The sequence below is a fragment of the Flavimarina sp. Hel_I_48 genome (assembly GCF_000733945.1).
Taxonomy (GTDB): Bacteria; Bacteroidota; Bacteroidia; order Flavobacteriales; family Flavobacteriaceae; genus Leeuwenhoekiella.
Map to the genome: position 1 here is coordinate 2,571,319 of NZ_JPOL01000002.1, position 18,271 is coordinate 2,589,589.

An 18,271-nucleotide genomic window follows, 5' to 3' on the forward strand; every position below is an offset into this window, starting at 1 on the left:
CTCTATGCAAACCAAATACTTTGTCCTTTTACTGTGTTCCCTGCTGTTTTTCTCCTGCGAGGACCGCAAAAGTGAATCCATTGCCGCAGAACAACAGGAGAACGCGCAGCGAGATTCAATAGCTGACTTTAAATTTTGGACCTGGATCACCGCAGATCCTAAAAAAGCAGATTCAGCCTACACTTCTGAATTTAAAAAATACAGTGAAAACGGTATTGACGCCGTGCTGATCAATACAAATACAGATGCCGAATTGCTCGCGCATCTAACGCCGCTGGCAAAGGAGCAGGGTCTTGAGGTGCATGCCTGGCTTATGACCATGAACCGTCCCGGGGACACGGTGGCCTTAAAGCACCCAGACTGGTATCAGGTAAGCCGCAGCGGGAAGTCCAGCTTTGACGACCGGCCTTATGTGGACTATTATCAATGGTTGTCACCAAGCAATCCAGAGGCGGTTCAGCATATTTACAATCTTATTGAAGGCCTGGCCAAAGTTGAGGGCGTTGCCAGCGTTCATCTGGATTACATCCGTTATCCAGATGTGTATTTGCCCATTGGTCTGTTGCCCAAATATGATCTGAAACAGGAAGAAGAACTACCAGATTATGACTTTGATTATTCTGATGCGAGCGTCAATGCGTTCAAGGAAAAATACGGTAAAGATCCCCGCGAAATGGAAAATCCCGCGATAGATATTGAATGGAAACAATTCCGCCTCAATCAGGTGAAAAATGTGGTAGATCACGCGTATAAAATAGCCCATGACAATGGTAAATACCTTACCGCGGCCGTTTTCCCTTACCCGGAAATGGCAGACCACATGGTTCGCCAGCGCTGGGACAAATGGGATATAGATATGGTTTTGCCCATGATCTATAACAATTTTTATAATGAGGGCATAGACTGGATAGGTTTTGCGACACAGCAGGGCGTTAACGACCTTGCCGAAAAAAATGTTGAGTTGCACACGGGACTCTACATTCCAGAAATGACACCTCAGGAACTAAAAGAATCCATTCAGATTGCTAAAGACAACGGTGCAAAGGGTGTGGCCTTTTTTGACGGTAATGCACTTACTGATGAGAAGCTTCAGGTGATTAAAGAGTTTAAGGAAGCGAATTAATTTGATAACAATTTTTTAAAAGTTCCTCCCCTTTTTTCAAGGGGAGGTGCCGAAGGCGGAGGGGTCATACGCGTGATATCCTCCCAAACTTCACCCTGAAATAAGTTCAGGATGACGCGTTTTTAAAACCAATGTTTATGCTCAAACCAATCTATTCCCTTGTTCTTTTCCTTTTTCTGTCAAACTTCAGCTTTGCTCAAAATGCTTCGGAAGTAAATATCATCCCAAAACCAAAGCAGGTAACCTTAACCTCCGGAAATTTTCAATTCAATCCAGAAACTGTTTTTGTTGCTCAATCTGAAGAAGAGAAGCAGGCCGCCCAGGTCTTGATAGAACGTTTTAAAGAGGCTGTGGGGTGGGAGTTGCAAATGACAACCGAAACTAAAGCAGGCAATTCTGTTCAGTTTGAGAAATCCGGCGGACTGGAAAATGAGGCCTACGAACTAAAAATCAACGAAAATGGAGCAATAATAACCGCTTCTGGCGCTTCTGGATTTTTATATGGCATAGAAAGCCTGCGCCAGTTGCTGCCGTCCGAAATTGAAAATATTCAGCAGACAACAAGCGAAGTAGCATGGAAAGTTCCCGCGCTTACAATAAAGGATGCACCGCGTTTTCAATGGCGCGGACTCATGCTTGACGTTTCACGACATTTTTTTAAAAAGGAATATATCCTGGAAACCATAGATAGGCTGGCCTTCCTTAAAATGAATACGCTTCATTTGCACCTTGTTGATGATCAGGGTTGGCGTATCGAAATCAAAAAATACCCTAAACTGACCGAAATAGGCGCTTTTCGGGTGGATCAGGAAGATAAAGCATGGAATTCCCGCAGTGAAAATGATCCTGAAGAGAAAGGAACATACGGCGGTTTTTATACACAGGAAGATATTAAGGAAATCGTGGCTTATGCCCAGAAAAAGGGCGTCACCGTTGTGCCAGAGGTCGAGATGCCTGCGCACGTGATGAGCGCGATCGCTTCATATCCCTGGCTTGCCTGCGATGATACACCCATTGCGGTCCCTTCTGGCGGGATCTGGCCCATCACAGATATTTTTTGTCCTGGTAAGGAAACCACTTTTGAATTCCTGGAGGACGTCCTAACCGAAGTCATGGCGCTGTTCCCTTCAGAATATATTCATGTGGGCGATGATGAAGCCACAAAAACAGCATGGGAATCCTGCGCATCCTGCCAGGAATTGATGGTCAAAGAAGATCTGGAAAACGTGGAAGAGCTGCAAAGCTATTTCATGAAGCGCATAGAACGTTTTGTAAATGCCAAAGGCAGAAAAATCATTGGCTGGGATGAAATATTACAAGGCGGTTTGCCGCCCAGTGCCACGGTTATGAGTTGGCAGGGTGTTGAAGGTGGCTGGGAAGCTTCAAAACAAGGCCATGATGTAATAATGACCCCAACATTTCCCTTATATTTTGACCGATATCAGGGCAATCCAGATTATGAACCTCTTGCTTTTGATGGGGAAATCACATTGAAAGATGTTTACGATTTTGACCCCGTTCTTGATTCCATGAGCGTAGCACAGGCGCAGCATGTTCTTGGTGCGCAGGCTAATTTATGGTCTGAATATATCCCTACAGAAGCAATTTCTGAATTTAAGATCTACCCAAGACTCGCAGCGGTTGCAGAAATGGACTGGACTCCAAAAACAGCTACGGACTGGTCTGATTTTTCTAAGCGTGCGCAACATTTAATGAAGCGTTTCGAGTTGATGGGGATTCAATATTCTAAAAGTTCGTATGCGGTGACCGCAGCTGCAGATATGGATCTTGAAAACCGTAAAATTAAGATCAAATTGGAAAATGAGTTTCCTCGTGCAGAAATCCGTTATACGTTGAATGCTCCTTTAGATGCTTCCGCAAAGCGCTATAAGACACCTATTGAATTGAAAAAAACAACCCAATTGCAAGCGGCGGTTTTTAAGGATGGAAAGCAAATGGGTGATACCTTAACGCAGGATTTTAAATTCCACAAAGCGGCTGGAAAGCAGATTGACTATTTAACAAAACCGCATAAAAACTACCCTGGTAATAATTCGTCGCTCATAAATGTTCTGCGCGGAAGCAAAAATTTTCATGATGGCCAGTGGCAGGCGTGGATCAATGATGCGATGGAAGTGGTAATTGATCTCGGTCAAACCGAAGAAGTAAAAAGTATAAGCCTGGGCACTCTGGAAAATCAAGGTTCAGGGATTTATTTTCCGGTGGAGATTATGGTCCTGGTTTCTCAGGATGGTGAAAATTTTAAAAAAGCAAGTACATTTTCCAGAGCGTATAAAGCGAATTCCTCTTCCGAATTAAAAGATTTTAGAGTCGATTTTAAGGCGAAAAAAGCCCGTTTTATAAAAGTAATTGCCAAAAATGCAACCGACATTCCTAATCGTGGAAACGGATTTCTATTTGTGGATGAAATACTGGTGGAGTAGGATCTCGATACACGCTCCTAGTGTCGCGCACTCGATCTGACAAATTTATGTTGAACTGTCACTTCGAGTGGTTTTAAGCGTAGCGGTAGCGGAGATTAAAAGTGTATCGAGAAGGTTTTTTGATCTTGATTTATCGGGTGAAAACAAGATTCATATCAAGAATCTTAAGAAGTAGGCTTACGTTAATTTGAACCCGTTTCAGGTTTTCATCCATATTGAGGGTTGAAACAGGATCTCGATACACGCTCCTAGCGTCGCACACTCGATCTGAAAAATTTATGTTGAATTGGTCACTTCGAGTGGTTTTAAGCGTAGCGGTAGCGGAGATTAAAAGTGTATCGAGAAGGTTTTTTGATCTTGATTTATCGGGTGAAAACAAGAATCTTAAGAAGTAGGTTTACGTTAATTTGAACCCGTTTCAGGTTTTCATCCATATTGAGGGTTGAAACAGGATCTCGATACGCGCTCCTAGCGTCGCGCACTCGATCTGACAAATTTTTGGGGAGTGATACTCATGCGATTCGGAAGTAAATTCAGAATGACGGATTGTATATTTTTATTAGTTCGACAAAAAATAAAAGTTTAAAAATTATAAGAACAACTTCTTAAAAATGAACCAAATACCTTTAAAAATCACCCTAAAACAGGCAATTTTATTACTCTTTTTGCCATTTTTCGCTCTCGCGCAGCAAAGCAATCCAGTGGATTATGTAAATCCTTTTATAGGTACTTCAAATTATGGTGCTACTAATCCAGGTGCGATCGCGCCGCGGGGAATGGCCAGTGTATCTCCATTTAATGTCGCCGGAAGGATAGATTTGAATCCGCTGGAAAAAGACAGCCAGTGGTTGTCTAATCCCTATGTACATGAAAATAAATTCCTTACAGGTTTCAGTCAGGTAAATATGAGCGGCGTGGGCTGTCCAGATCTGGGGGTTATCCTTGCGATGCCAATCACCGGCGAACTGGAAACCGATTACCTAAAGTATGGTACGACTTACAGAAATGAAGAAGCGAAGGCCGGTTATTATTCCGTAGAACTGGAGAAATATAATATAAAGTCCGAAGCTACTGCGACCACGCGCACGGGTGTGAGCCGTTACTCTTTTCCCGCAGGGAAAGCTCATATTTTGCTGAACCTTGGGCTTGGTCTCACCAATGAACAGGGAGCAATGCTAAAAGTCGTTTCGCCTAGCGAGATCGAGGGAATGCGTATGGTGGGCGCCTTTTGTTACAACAATGCAGAAGCTGCCTATCCCATATATTTCGTCGCCCGGGTTTCCCGGCCGGCAGCAGATTTTGGGATTTGGAAAACGCCCGTAAAATATGAAGGAACCGAAGCAAAATGGATGACCTATAATGGTAAGACCCGCGTAAAGCAAGGGTTTATGAAGGAGGTTGTGGGCGATAGTATAGGGGCTTTCTTTTCCTATAATTTTGATAAGCCGCAACAACTAGAGATGAAAGTGGGCGTATCCTATGTAAGCATTGAAAATGCGAGGGAAAACCTGAATAAAGAGACTGAAAATAAGGATTTTGATGCTGTTTATGCGGAAACCGAAAAAGCCTGGAACGAAAAATTGAGTCGTATCGAGGTAGAAGGAGATTCTGAAGAGGACAAAACGATTTTCTATACGGCGCTTTATCATACCCAGATTCACCCCAATATTCTCAACGATGTCAACGGGGAATATCCCATTATTGGTAGTCGGGAAACTTCAAAAACCGAAGGAACCCGCTACACGACATTTTCCCTTTGGGACACCTACCGCAATTATCACCAACTCATGAGCCTCATTTATCCCGAAGAGCAGCTGGATATGGTAAAAAGTATGCTTGACATGTACGATGAGAATGGCTGGCTGCCCAAGTGGGAACTGAATTCTACCGAAACGTTTACTATGGTAGGCGATCCTGCCAGTGCGGTCATAGCCGATACCTATTTGCGTGGAATAACTGATTTTGACGTAGAAAAGGCTTATGAAGCGATGTTGAAAAGCGCTGATCAAACCGAGGGAAACCCATTGCGCCCGGGACTTGCGGAATATATAGAAAATGGATACGTAAGCCTTGATTCTGATATCCCAGGTCCGGTTTCCACTACGCAAGAATATAATATCGCTGATTATGCCATCGCAAAATTGGCACAAAAGCTAGGAAAAACAGCCGATTATAAGCGGTTTTCAGCCCGTTCTGGCTCTTATAAAAGGCTTTTCAATAAAGAATCTGGCTTTTTGCAGCCCAAACATGCTGATGGTAGTTGGATGAAATCTTTTGATCCTTTGGCGGGAGCAAATTTTACCGAAAACCCTGGATTTATAGAAGGTAATGCCTGGCAGTATTTATTCATGCAACCGCACGATATCAAGGGAATGGTCAAGTTAATGGGAGGTGACAAAAGTTTTGAGCAGAAACTGGACGATTTGTTTTCAAAAGACCAGTTTGATATGGCAAACGAGCCCGACTTTGCGTATCCATTCCTATATAATTTTATCCCAGGAAAGGCGCATAAGGCTTCTGAAAAAGTAAGTTCACTTATTGACACCTATTATAAAAACGCACCTGATGGCATCCCCGGCAATGATGATACCGGTACGATGAGCGCGTGGGTGGTATACGCAATGATGGGTATTTATCCCATGACCCCTGCCGAACCTTCCTTTACACTTGTTAAACCCAGATTTCCCAACATTAAAATTCATTTGAATCCTGACTTCTACGGGAATGATGTCATAGAAATTTCTTCTGGTGTGTCCCAGGATGAATTCAATGTTAAGGCGATTTTGGACGGTAAAAATATCAGTAAAAATAACCTCTCCCATGAAATGCTCATACACGGTAAAAATCTCTCCTTTAAAGCTTTAAAATAACATGGGATTAAGGCGTTTAATATTGCAGAATTTATAATTTTCCCATTTTAAAATATGTCTGAAAAATGTTATTCAGCTATTGGTGTTTGTCATCGGTCGAAATCATTTGGTTAAGATTAACATTAAGGCAACATTTAGACTCAATTGATTTAACCAACAGAAATTTTTCACGTAACAAATGAAAATCTAATCGTATGAACAAAAAATATTTATTTTTTATTTTACTATGCTGTCTGTGCACCACCATGGGCGCATTTGCGCAGGGTATTGTTGTTGAGGGGACGGTAACGGATGCCTCAAACATGCCACTCCCGGGAGCAACGGTGGTTGAAAAAGGAACCCAAAATGGGACTTCTACAGATTTCGATGGAAATTACAGCATAGAAGTCCCAGGGGATGCCGTTCTTATATTTTCAATGATTGGATCTGCAAGTAAGGAGATTCCGGTAAATAACCAAACCAATATAGATGCTGTCCTTGATGAAAGTACAGAAAGTCTTGATGAGGTTGTTGTAACCGCATTGGGTATCAAACGCCAGGAAAAAGCCTTGGGCTATTCCTTATCGCAGGTTGATGGTGATGAGTTCTCTAAAGTAAAAGTGGTAAACCCAATCAATTCTTTGCAGGGTAAAGTTGCCGGGGTTAATGTAACAGGATCTGCTACGGGATCTTCTGGAACCAGTAATGTGGTTATACGTGGTGGTAGCTCCCTGAGTGGTAGCAATCAACCGCTTTATGTTGTAGATGGAATACCTATTGACAATAGTAACTTAGGGTCTGCGACAAATTATGGGGGTGTAGACTTTGGTGATGGTATCTCAAGTATAAATCCAGATGACATCGCTTCTATGAGTGTTCTTAAAGGAGGTGCTGCTGCTGCACTTTATGGATCAAGGGCTTCAAACGGGGTTATATTGATAACTACAAAAACTGGTAAAGGTCAGCAAGGTCTTGGTGTAGAGTTGTCAAGTCAGGTACAGTTTGAAAGCCTAAATTCTAACATTTATGAATTTCAAAACGAATATGGTCAGGGAATATTAGGTGCCAAGCCGGTAAACGGTACTGAGGCCTTATCTGCGGGTCTGTTGTCGTGGGGAGGTAGACTTGATGGTTCGCTAGTGCCACAGTTTGACGGTGTTGATCGTCCATACTCATATTCAGGTAATAATGTAGATAAGTTCTATAGAACGGGGACTAATCTTATAAACACGGTAGCAATAAGTAAAGCAGGTGAGGGCTATAACATTAGATTTTCTGCAACTAATCTGGACAACGAAGATATTATACCGAATGCTGGCCTTAATAGAAAATCATTTTCGTTAAATGCAGGCGTACAGTTGGCAGATAAATTATCACTTGATGTGAGTGGTAAGTATGTGCTGGAAAACGTAAACAATCGACCCAGACTTTCAGATTCGCCTGGAAACACAAATTTCTCTGTGGTGCTTACACCACCTAACGTAGATGTACTTGACTATAAGCCGGGATTAAATGCAGAGGGAACAGAAAATAGAATATCTACCGGAAGTACGTATCATCAGAATCCTTACTTCTCTGCATATAATTTTAGTAATGAGAGTCTTAAAAACAGGTTTATTGGTTCAGCTACCCTACGGTACAATGTCACAGACTGGATGTATGTTCTGGGAAGGGCAGGTATTGATCAATATGTTGCACGTCAAACATCCGTAGAGCCATTCGGAACTGCTTATAAGCCGCTGGGAGGAATGACTGAAGTTGCTTACAATAACAGTGTGGTAGATGCAGATTTAATGTTGGGTTTTGAAAAAACCATTGCAGATAAGTACAGTTTCAATATAATAGTAGGAGGAAACAGTAACGATATTAAAAATGAACGTACAGAACTTAATGGACAGGAGTTTGTACTTCCTGGTCTTGAAGATATCGCAAATGTTAACAATAGGAACTATAGTTATGATTATGGACAAATAAAAAGAGGTTCCCTATATTACTCTGCCGAATTTTCTTATGATGATTACCTGTTTATTACTACTACAGGAAGACAAGATTGGTTCTCGACACTATCCTTAAATACTAAGTCAAGCCCAAACTCATATTTTTACCCTTCTGTGAGTGGTAGCTTTGTTTTCAGCGATGCTTTCAAAATGCCATCATGGGTCACTTTTGGTAAGATACGTGCTGGTTATAGTGATATTGGTGGTGGTGCAGACGATCCTTATGTTCTTGCATTGTCCTATGGTATATTTGATAATTATAAAGCAACAGGGGCCACTGGCGGTGTGCCATTAGGAAGGATTGTTGATAACCGTTTGCCTAATCAGGAATTACGTCCTTTTTCAAAGAAAGAATATGAGGTTGGGGTAAATGCCCGGTTCTTCAACAGCCGCCTGGGATTAGATCTTACCTATTACAGTAATAAAACCACAGACGATATTGTACCTATTTCTATATCCAATTCGTCTGGTTATGATGCAGCTTTCCTTAATGTAGGAGAACTGACAAATAATGGTATTGAGATGCTATTGGACGGTAGTCCTATTCGAAGTGAAAATTTTCGTTGGGATGTAACGTATAACCTTACATACAACAAGAATGAGGTTGTCAAAACGGATGAAGATAATAATCCATTTTTTGTGGGTACTGGTGCGGCTACAGGTGTTAACTCACAATCTGGTGCTATTGTAGGTAGACCGTTAGGTGCTATATATGGAACTACTTTTGTGAGAGATGATCAGGGTCGCTTACAGTATGATAGTGACGGTACGCCTACTCAAGGACCCAACGAATTTTTGGGTAATGGTGTTGCTCCATGGTATATGGGTCTTACTAACTCCTTTAATATATATGACTTCAATTTTTCGTTTTTGATTGACGCAAAATTTGGTGCAGATATTTTCTCAGGAACCAGTGCTTTTGCAAACTATTATGGTGCAGGTCAGAATACCCTGGAAGGAAGAGCGAATGGGCTGGATGTAAATGGTGTTGATACAGAAGGAAATGCTTTCTCAACAACGATAGCTCCAGAAAATGTACAGATCTACTACCAGAAACTGTATCAAATCGCCGAGGCAAACATGCAGGATGCAGATTTTATAAAAATGCGGGAAGTTAGTTTAGGTTATAGTATTCCTAGTAAAGCATTGGAGAATACATTCCTTACGAATGCAAACATATCCCTGGTAGGACGTAATCTCTTCTTTCTAATGAGAAATACTAAGGGTATTGATCCAGAATCATCATTCAATAGTAGTTTTGGTGCTGGTCTGGAACGTTTTGGTCTTCCAACAACTCAGACGTATGGTGTAAGCGTAAACGTTAAATTTTAATATAAATCAAGATGAAAAGAGCATTATATATACTAACATTAATAGCATCATTTTCAATCATATCCTGTGATAAGGACTTTGATGAAATTAACGTAGACCCCACTACTGCTTCCCAGATAGACCTGCGGTATAAATTTCCAACAGCCATTTTATATGTTGCTGGTCAACGCTATGAATCCTGGCGGGCAAACCTAATTTATCAATCTACCATGATTCAGCATTTGTCTAATACCCAGGGTTACTGGAATGGTGATAAATATACATACAGTGCAGGATATGCTGAAGCATTCTGGACGGCACAATATCCACAAGGTGTAAAAAGCATTGAAGATATGAAAAACCAACTGGAAACAGCAGGGGACACGACTTCTGCAGAATATGCCATGGTGCGTATCCTACGGGTTTTTCAATACCAGCGGTTGACAGACCTTTATGGAGATGTACCTTATAGTGAAGCGGGAGCCGCATTCATAGATGATGACCTTAGACCTTCTTATGATCTACAGGAAGATATTTATGCAGATATGCTGAATGAATTGAATGAATCTGCCCAACTTTTAGGCTCTGGGACGAGCGCACTTGGTACTGCAGATATTCTTTTTGCAGGAGATCAGTCAAAATGGAAGAAATGGGCATATTCCCTTATGTTGCGTTTAGGGTTAAGGATGACAAAAGTTGATCCAGCGGCAGCTCAGGATTGGGCAGAAATTGCTATAGCCGGTGGTGTAATGGAATCCAATGAAGATATCGCCTATGTGGTTCATGAAGAGGGCAACGGGATAGTTCAAAATGGAAACGGAGAAGTGTTTACCGCAGACGGAACTCCACGTATGAGCGAGACCTTTATTAACTTTCTACAGGGAGATCCTAGGTTAACTATTTTAGCTGCGTTACCTGAAGATACTGGAGAGGTAGATAGTGATGGCAATGCTATACTTAGAAGTGATGAAGAACGTCTAGATCCTGCTGCACAACGCGGTTTACCTAATGGACTTGATGCAACTTTATTGAGAGAGTCTACAGGTGAAACAAATACACAGGATTATTCTGAGCCAAATAGGCTGTATATAACAAGTGAAGCAGCACCTATGTTTTTCCAAACGTATGCTGAAGTTGAATTTATGCTTGCTGAAAGTGCCGTACGCTGGGGATCGGGTGATGGTGATGCGGCGGGGCATTATGCCGCCGGTGTTGAAGCAGCCATGAAATTTTTAGAACTATATACTCCTAGCGCTGTTATTAGTGACGATGCGATTGATCAGTATCTTCAGGAAAACCCACTTGACGCTAACAATGCGCTTGATCAAATCAACACGCAGTATTGGGCAGCAACGTTCCTGAATGAATATGAATCATATGCAAACTGGAGACGTACTGGTTTTCCAACATTGATTCCCGTTAATTATCAGGGAAATGTGACTAATGGTACTATCCCACGTAGATTGACATATTTAACTTCAGAACCATTGACCAATGGTGAGAATTATAGGGCTGCAGTTGACTCTCAGGGTCCAGATCTTTTGACCACACGTATGTGGTGGGACGTAGCTCAATAGAATTCTTGCCCTACCCAATTTCCTTTTTCGGCAGGAGTTAAAAACCCTGTCGTTAAAGATCAATACAAATTCTGGGCTTTGTTGATTTATTATTTTTTAAACTTTACTTCTTAATTTGGCTGGTATCTTATATCAGCCATTTTTATTACCAAAAGAACCGTTTTAATGACTTTTAGGCACTTTTTATATTTTACGATCTTTTTTATTCTTGGCGGATTTGCTTTCGGCCAAAATATAGAAGTTTATAAGGATAGTAAGGCGACTGCCGAGGCTCGTGCGAACGATCTGGTCGAAAAAATGACCCTTGAAGAAAAAGTGGGTCAGCTCAGTACGCTGCTGGGTTGGAAAATGTATGAAAAAACTGAAAATCGTGTAACCGAGAGCAAAGCATTACAACAAGCGATAACCGATAAACATATTGGTGCGCTCTGGGGAACGCTGCGCGCTGATCCATGGACGCAAAAAACCCTTAAAAATGGACTCGATCCCAGGCAGGCTGCACAGGAAACGAACGCCATTCAGAAGTATGCAATAGAGAACAGCCGTTTGGGAATTCCGCTTTTTCTGGCAGAAGAAGCGATGCACGGTCACATGGCAATTGGCACCACGGTTTTCCCCAGCGGAATAGGTCAGGGAAGCACCTGGGATCCCGAACTATTGACTGAAATGGGCAGCGCAATCGCTGAAGAACTTCGCGTGCAGGGCGCGCATATAGGCTACGGTCCCATTCTGGATCTCGCCCGCGAACCACGCTGGTCACGGGTGGAAGAAACCTTTGGTGAAGATCCTTATTTAACCGCCCAACTAGGATTAGGGGTCATCAAAGGCTTTCAAGGCGAAGGTTTTGACAGTAATAATAGCAATAGCAATAAAAAGGTGATCTCCACCTTGAAGCATTTTGCCGCCTATGGCGTTTCCGAAGGTGGTCATAATGGTAATGCGGTGCATATGGGTGTGCGCGAACTGTTTCAGGATTATCTGTACCCGTTCCGGGAGGCGATAGATTTTGGAGCGCTTTCTGTAATGACCGCGTACAGTTCTATAGATGGTATTCCCAGCACGGCGCACAGGGAACTTTTGCAGCAGGTTTTAAGGGATCAATGGAGATTTAAGGGATTCGTCGTTTCAGATCTTGCCAGCATAGAAGGCATTATGGGCAGCCACCATGTTGCCGCTACATCACAAGAAGCCGCTGCTCTCGCCATAAATGCGGGTGTTGATGCTGATCTGGGTGGCAACGGTTTTGGCAGCGCGCTTTTAAAAGCTGTAAAATCGGGCAAAGTGGATGAAAACCGACTCAATGAGGCGGTAAAAAGGGTGCTTTTGTTGAAATTTCAAATGGGCCTTTTTGAACATCCATATGTAGATGTGGAGAAAGTAGAAAAGAATGTACGCACCACAAAACACGTACAATTGGCCAGAAAAGTGGCTCAAAAGTCCATTATTTTACTTAAAAACGAAGAAAATCTACTTCCGTTAAAGAAGAGTCTGAAACATATTGCGGTCATTGGCCCTAATGCTGATGTGCAGTATAACCAATTGGGCGATTATACCGCGCCGCAGGCGGAAGAAAATATTGTAACCGTGCTGGAAGGAATTCAGGAAAAAATGCCGAACGCGGTGATAACCTACGCAAAGGGAACCGCGATACGGGATACCACGCAGACGGATATCGCAACCGCGGTAAACGCTGCAAAAAATGCTGATGTTGCCATTGTGGTGCTTGGTGGCTCCAGCGCGCGGGATTTTAAAACCGAATACCTGGAAACGGGAGCGGCAACGGTTTCTTCGGGAAAAGATGACGTTTTGAGCGATATGGAAAGCGGTGAGGGCTACGACCGTTCCACTTTAAACCTTATGGGGAAACAGCTGGAGCTTTTACAAGCGGTTTATGCCACTGCAACGCCCACGGTGCTGGTTCTCATAAAAGGCCGGCCACTTTTACTGAATTGGCCTTCTGAAAACATCCCAGCCATTCTGGACGCGTGGTATCCCGGTCAGGAAGGCGGCAACGCTATTGCTGATGTGCTTTTTGGGGATTATAATCCGGCGGGACGCTTGCCTATTTCCGTGCCCAAAAATGTGGGGCAGCTTCCGGTGTATTATGACTATCTGGGCCCAGAGCGTAGGGATTATGTGGAAGGGGACGGCAAACCGCTTTATCCTTTTGGCTACGGACTTAGTTTTTCTGATTTTGAATACAAAAATTTGAAAGTGAGCGAAACAGGTAGCGGAGAAGGAATCGAGATCAAGATAAATTTCAACTTAAAAAATACAAGTACTTTTGATGGGGAGGAAGTTGCCCAGTTGTATATCAGGGATGTCGCGAGCAGTGTGGTAACGCCTGTGAAACAACTAAAAGCTTTTAAACGCCTGTTGTTTAAAGCCGGTGAAGAAAAAACGGTTCAGTTCACCTTAACACCGAAAGATTTGTCGCTTTTCAATACGGAAATGAAACAGGTGGCAGAAGCCGGTGAATTCCAACTGATGCTGGGCGCTTCTTCCGAAGATATACGGCTCAAGGAAACTTTTAAACTTAGTGAAACTATACTCTTGAATGATGAAAAATAAATCAATAAAAACCGGTCAAAACAGCTCATTTTTAAACATAAACAGACTGATTTTAGTCCTTTTTGTCTGTTTTTCCAGTGCGCTTTCTGCGCAAAACGAAGTGCACGAGCGTTCTACCGAATATGAAGCGCCCACAGATCCCCAGGTGCGGGAAAAGCTTGCCGAGTGGGGCGATCAGAAATTCGGGATGCTCATTCACTGGGGATTGTACGCCGTTCCGGGAATTATTGAATCTTGGCAATTGTGCTCAGAAGACTGGATAGAACGGCCAGATGGTATGGCGTACAACGATTACAAAGAATGGTATTGGAATTTGAGTTCTGTATTCAATCCGGTGAATTTTGATCCTGATAGTTGGGCAGATGCCGCAGAAGATGCAGGGATGAAATATGTGGTTTTTACAACAAAACACCACGATGGTTTCAACATGTTTGACACCCAGCAAACCGATTTTAAAATCACGAACGGCCCCTTCAAAGACAATCCAAAAGCCAATGTGGCGAAATATGTTTTTGAAGCTTTTCGTAAAAAAGATTTTATGATTGGTGCTTATTTTTCAAAGCCAGACTGGCATTCCCAGGATTTCTGGTGGGATAAATACGCTACGCCAAACCGCAATGCAAACTATGACATTAAAAAATATGAGGACCGCTGGAAATCCTATCAGGATTTCACCTACAACCAGATTGACGAACTCATGCACGATTATGGGCAAATTGACATTTTATGGCTTGATGGTGGCTGGGTTCGCCCGCTGGAAACGGTAAATGACGAGGTACGTGCGTGGGGTGCGCCAATCCCAGAGTGGAGCCAGGACGTAAATATGCCAAAAATCGCCGAAATGGCGCGCGAAGCGCAGCCCGGGATCATTTTTGCAGACCGCACCGTACACGGCCCCTATGAAAATTACCAGACCCCGGAGCGAAAAATACCGGAAACCAAACTCGATAACCCCTGGGAAAGCTGCCTGCCGCTGGGCAACAATTGGGGATATGTTCCCAATGATTCTTTTAAATCTTCGGCGGAAGTGATTCATAATCTCGTGGAAGTCGTTGCCAAGGGCGGAAACATGCTTCTGGGCGTAGGGCCACAATCTGACGGTAGAATTCCACTTGAAGTGGTGAAAAAGCTCCGGGAAATTGGGAGTTGGCTGGATAAAAACGGCGAAGCCATTTATGGAACACACGCCATAGATTATTTTCAGGAAGAAGCTACTTTTTTTACCCAAAATGACAAGAAAACCTTTGCTATAGTTTGCTTGAAAGAAGATCAAAAAACACCAAAAAGCTTCTCCTGGAGCGGAAATATTCCTAAAAAAGGATCAAAAATAACCTGTCTGCAAACAGGAAAAACCGTAGACTGGCAACTTAAGGACGGGAAGGTTTCCGTTCAGGTTCCCGGTATATTGAAAGGTGAAAAACTGCCCGCACTTGCCTTTTCATTTTCAAATTAATCCCTTGCAAAAACAGATAAAATGACATATAAACTAGTGAATTTCAGTGCTTTTTTGAGCATATTCCTTCTTTTTTCCTGTGCCGAAAAGCAGGAAGTAGCAGCTCCAGAAGCTGTGGGTCCCGTACCTACAGAAGAGCAATTGGCCTGGTATGATATGGAAATGAACGCTTTCATCCATTTTACCACAAACACATTTACAGATAAAGAATGGGGCTACGGCGATGAATCGCCATCCATTTTTAATCCTACGGAGCTTGACGTAAACCAGTGGATGAATACCTTAGAGAAAGCTGGTTTTAAAGGCGTGATTCTTACCGCAAAACACCACGATGGTTTTGCTTTGTTCCCTTCAGAATTTACAGAGCATGATATTGCAAATTCGCCGTACAAAGAGGGCAAAGGCGATATTGTGAAAGAAGTAGCAGAATCTGCCCGGGCGCACGACTTAAAATTTGGTATCTATTTATCCCCCTGGGATCGCAACCGCGCAGATTACGGCCAGGATTCTTACGTAACCTATTACCGTAACCAACTTAAGGAGGTTTTTGAAAACTACGGTCCCGTATTTGAAATGTGGTTTGATGGCGCTAACGGTGGTGACGGCTTTTACGGCGGCGCAGATGAAGAGCGGAAAATTGATAAAACCGTTTATTATCACTGGCCAGAAACACTGGCGATGGTAGAGGAAATAGAACCAAACGTGCTGTTTTTTAGCGATGCGGGCCCAGATTTACGTTGGGTAGGGAATGAAGAAGGTATAGGTGGGGAAACCAACTGGAACACGATCACGCCCGATACGCTCTATGCCGGTCAGGCCGGAATTACAGAGCTGTTGAAAACCGGTAGCGAAGATGGTACAGAATGGATTCCGGCAGAGGTGAATACCTCTATCAGACCCGGCTGGTTTTATCATAAAGCCGAAGATTCGCTGGTACGTGATGCAGAAAATCTGTTTCAGTTGTACTTTACTTCGGTGGGGCGCGGTTCTACTTTATTGCTGAATATTCCGCCAGACCGCCGCGGATTGTTTCATGAAAATGATGTAGAGGCCTTATTGGGTTTCCGTAAGATTTTGGACAGCGTTTTTGCCGTTAATTTAGCCGAAAAAGCATCCATTTCAGCAGATTCTTTCCGTGGAAATAGTGCATCATATAATGCCGAAAATGCGATAGATGCAGACCCGGAAACCTATTTTGCAACTGACGATGCCACCACAACCGCTACGCTGGAAATCGAACTTAAAAAGGAAGAGGCACTGCATTATATCGTGCTTCAGGAGTATATCAAACTGGGTCAGCGTGTAGAGAAATTTAAGGTTTCCGCTTGGGAGAACAATGCGTGGAAGGAAATTGCACAGGGAACAACCATAGGCCACAAGCGTATTTTAGAACTCAAGGGTATCAATACCACAAAAATTAAAGTAAAAATCACGGCTGCAAAAGCGAGTCCGTTGCTTTCTAATATTGGTCTTTATTAATTTTTTTTGCAATTGGATATATAGCAAAAGGTCTAATTTTAATACTTTTAAAAGCAATTTTAATCACCGGAAATGGTCAAAAAATCGATCATTTTAGGGAAAAACCTATTTATGAAACGCAGACATTTTATCAAAAAAGCAGGAATCACAGGCATGGCAATCCCTATGATCCCAGGTACCTTATCAGCCGCTACTTTCTCTGAAGAGCAAAAATCATTTGCTGGCCCGGTGTGTATTGCTACCTGGAATTTTCATGAAGCAAGTAAAAAAGCTGGCGAACTTTTAAAAACGGGATCATCTGCCCTAGATGCTGTGCAGGAAGGTGTAATGGTAGAGGAATCAAATGTGGCAAACACAACCGTAGGCATAGGCGGTACTCCAGACCGGGAAGGCAATGTAACGCTAGATGCGTGCATCATGGCCCCTGATGGAAATGCGGGCAGTGTAGCTTATTTGCAAAATATAGAACATCCCGTGGCCGTAGCTCGTAAAGTGATGGAAGACACCCCACACGTTATGCTGGTAGGGGAGGGCGCGCTCAATTTTGCCCTTCAAAATGGTTTTGAAAAGCAGGACCTGCTTAATGACAAAACGCGCGCCGCTTATAAAGAATGGCTTGAAGAAAAGAAATACCAACCCATCATCAATATTGAAAACCATGACACGATAGGGATGGTGTGCATGGATAAAAACGGGGATATCGCGGGCGCTTGTACTACCTCTGGCCTGGCGTATAAAATGCAGGGCCGTGTGGGCGATTCGCCCATTATTGGCGCCGGACTTTTTATTGACAATAAGATAGGTGGCGCTGCGGCCACGGGTATGGGAGAAGAGATCATTAAAAATGTGTGCAGTTTTCTGGCAGTAGAGTTGATGCGACAGGGTAAAAGTCCGAAAGAGGCCTGTAAACAAGCGGTAGAACGTGTCATAGAACGTAATCCGGGTTATATGGATTTTCAGGTTGCTGTGATCGCCCTTAATAAAAATGGCGAGACCGGTGGTTACGCCATTCATGACGGTTTTAGTTATATGGTAAATGCCGAAGGCAAGAACGAGAATGTAAAGAGTGGGTTTTATAAGGGTTAAAAATTGATGTAAATAAATTCGAGATCAACATCCTAAGAGCCACAATTGTAAACTAAACGTTTTTAGTGTAGCGTGGATTGTTTGATTTTTTTGTGGGCGTTTCCCTGCGGGTAGGGCTTTGCGTTGCAATCTTTTTGATCGTGCCTTACAAAAAGGATTTCCACTGCAATCCCTAACGCAAAATCCGTTTCTTAGGTTCAAAACTTTGAAAAAGTTATCTTATAAATTGGTTCCATCAAATAATAGTATCACTGAATGAATTTTCTTCCAACGTAATCGCTTTATTATTAATCAAAATTAAAACGGCTCCAAAAAAAACTGAAAATAGGTCTTTTTGAATCTTTTTTTATTAATCCCGGTCCATTTTTTCGTAATAGATTT

The 18,271-nt window shown here is 42.8% G+C and carries 9 protein-coding genes; all 9 read left to right on the forward strand.

Annotation, left to right across the window (positions count from 1 at the left end; genetic code table 11):
* Positions 1-4 precede the first annotated feature (4 nt).
* The 9 genes from P162_RS11390 to P162_RS11430 all read left to right on the forward strand — a co-directional run bounded on the left by P162_RS11390 (position 5) and on the right by P162_RS11430 (position 17,890).
* Entirely contained in the window at positions 5-1,123 is a 1,119-nt protein-coding gene (locus tag P162_RS11390; RefSeq protein ID WP_031427503.1) for a family 10 glycosylhydrolase, read from the forward strand.
* Between the two features lie 137 nt (positions 1,124-1,260).
* A complete protein-coding gene (locus P162_RS11395; RefSeq protein ID WP_316931600.1) occupies positions 1,261-3,567 on the forward strand; it encodes a glycoside hydrolase family 20 protein in 2,307 nt (768 codons plus the stop codon).
* 611 nt (positions 3,568-4,178) lie between these two features.
* Positions 4,179-6,437, forward strand: a complete 2,259-nt coding sequence (locus P162_RS11400) for a GH92 family glycosyl hydrolase (RefSeq protein WP_031427505.1) — start codon at positions 4,179-4,181, stop codon at positions 6,435-6,437.
* 194 nt (positions 6,438-6,631) lie between these two features.
* Positions 6,632-9,745, forward strand: a complete 3,114-nt coding sequence (locus tag P162_RS11405; RefSeq protein WP_031427506.1) for a SusC/RagA family TonB-linked outer membrane protein — start codon at positions 6,632-6,634, stop codon at positions 9,743-9,745.
* An 11-nt stretch (positions 9,746-9,756) separates the two neighbouring features.
* The gene (locus P162_RS11410; RefSeq protein ID WP_031427507.1) at positions 9,757-11,301 is read left to right on the forward strand and encodes a SusD/RagB family nutrient-binding outer membrane lipoprotein; all 1,545 of its coding nucleotides are present in this window, start codon (positions 9,757-9,759) and stop codon (positions 11,299-11,301) included.
* Positions 11,302-11,466: 165 nt separating this feature from the next.
* Complete coding sequence (locus P162_RS11415; protein ID WP_035917021.1) at positions 11,467-13,872, forward strand: glycoside hydrolase family 3 N-terminal domain-containing protein; 2,406 nt, start codon at positions 11,467-11,469, stop codon at positions 13,870-13,872.
* A complete protein-coding gene (locus P162_RS11420; protein WP_206340684.1) occupies positions 13,862-15,325 on the forward strand; it encodes an alpha-L-fucosidase in 1,464 nt (487 codons plus the stop codon). Before P162_RS11415 ends, P162_RS11420 begins: the two co-directional genes overlap by 11 nt.
* A 21-nt stretch (positions 15,326-15,346) precedes the next feature.
* On the forward strand, positions 15,347-16,804 hold the full coding sequence (locus P162_RS11425; RefSeq protein WP_031427510.1) for an alpha-L-fucosidase: 1,458 nt from the start codon (positions 15,347-15,349) through the stop codon (positions 16,802-16,804).
* Positions 16,805-16,915: 111 nt separating this feature from the next.
* Positions 16,916-17,890 carry a N(4)-(beta-N-acetylglucosaminyl)-L-asparaginase gene (locus P162_RS11430; RefSeq protein ID WP_031427511.1) on the forward strand — a complete coding sequence of 325 codons (975 nt, stop codon included), beginning with the start codon at positions 16,916-16,918 and terminating at the stop codon, positions 17,888-17,890.
* Positions 17,891-18,271 lie beyond the last annotated feature (381 nt).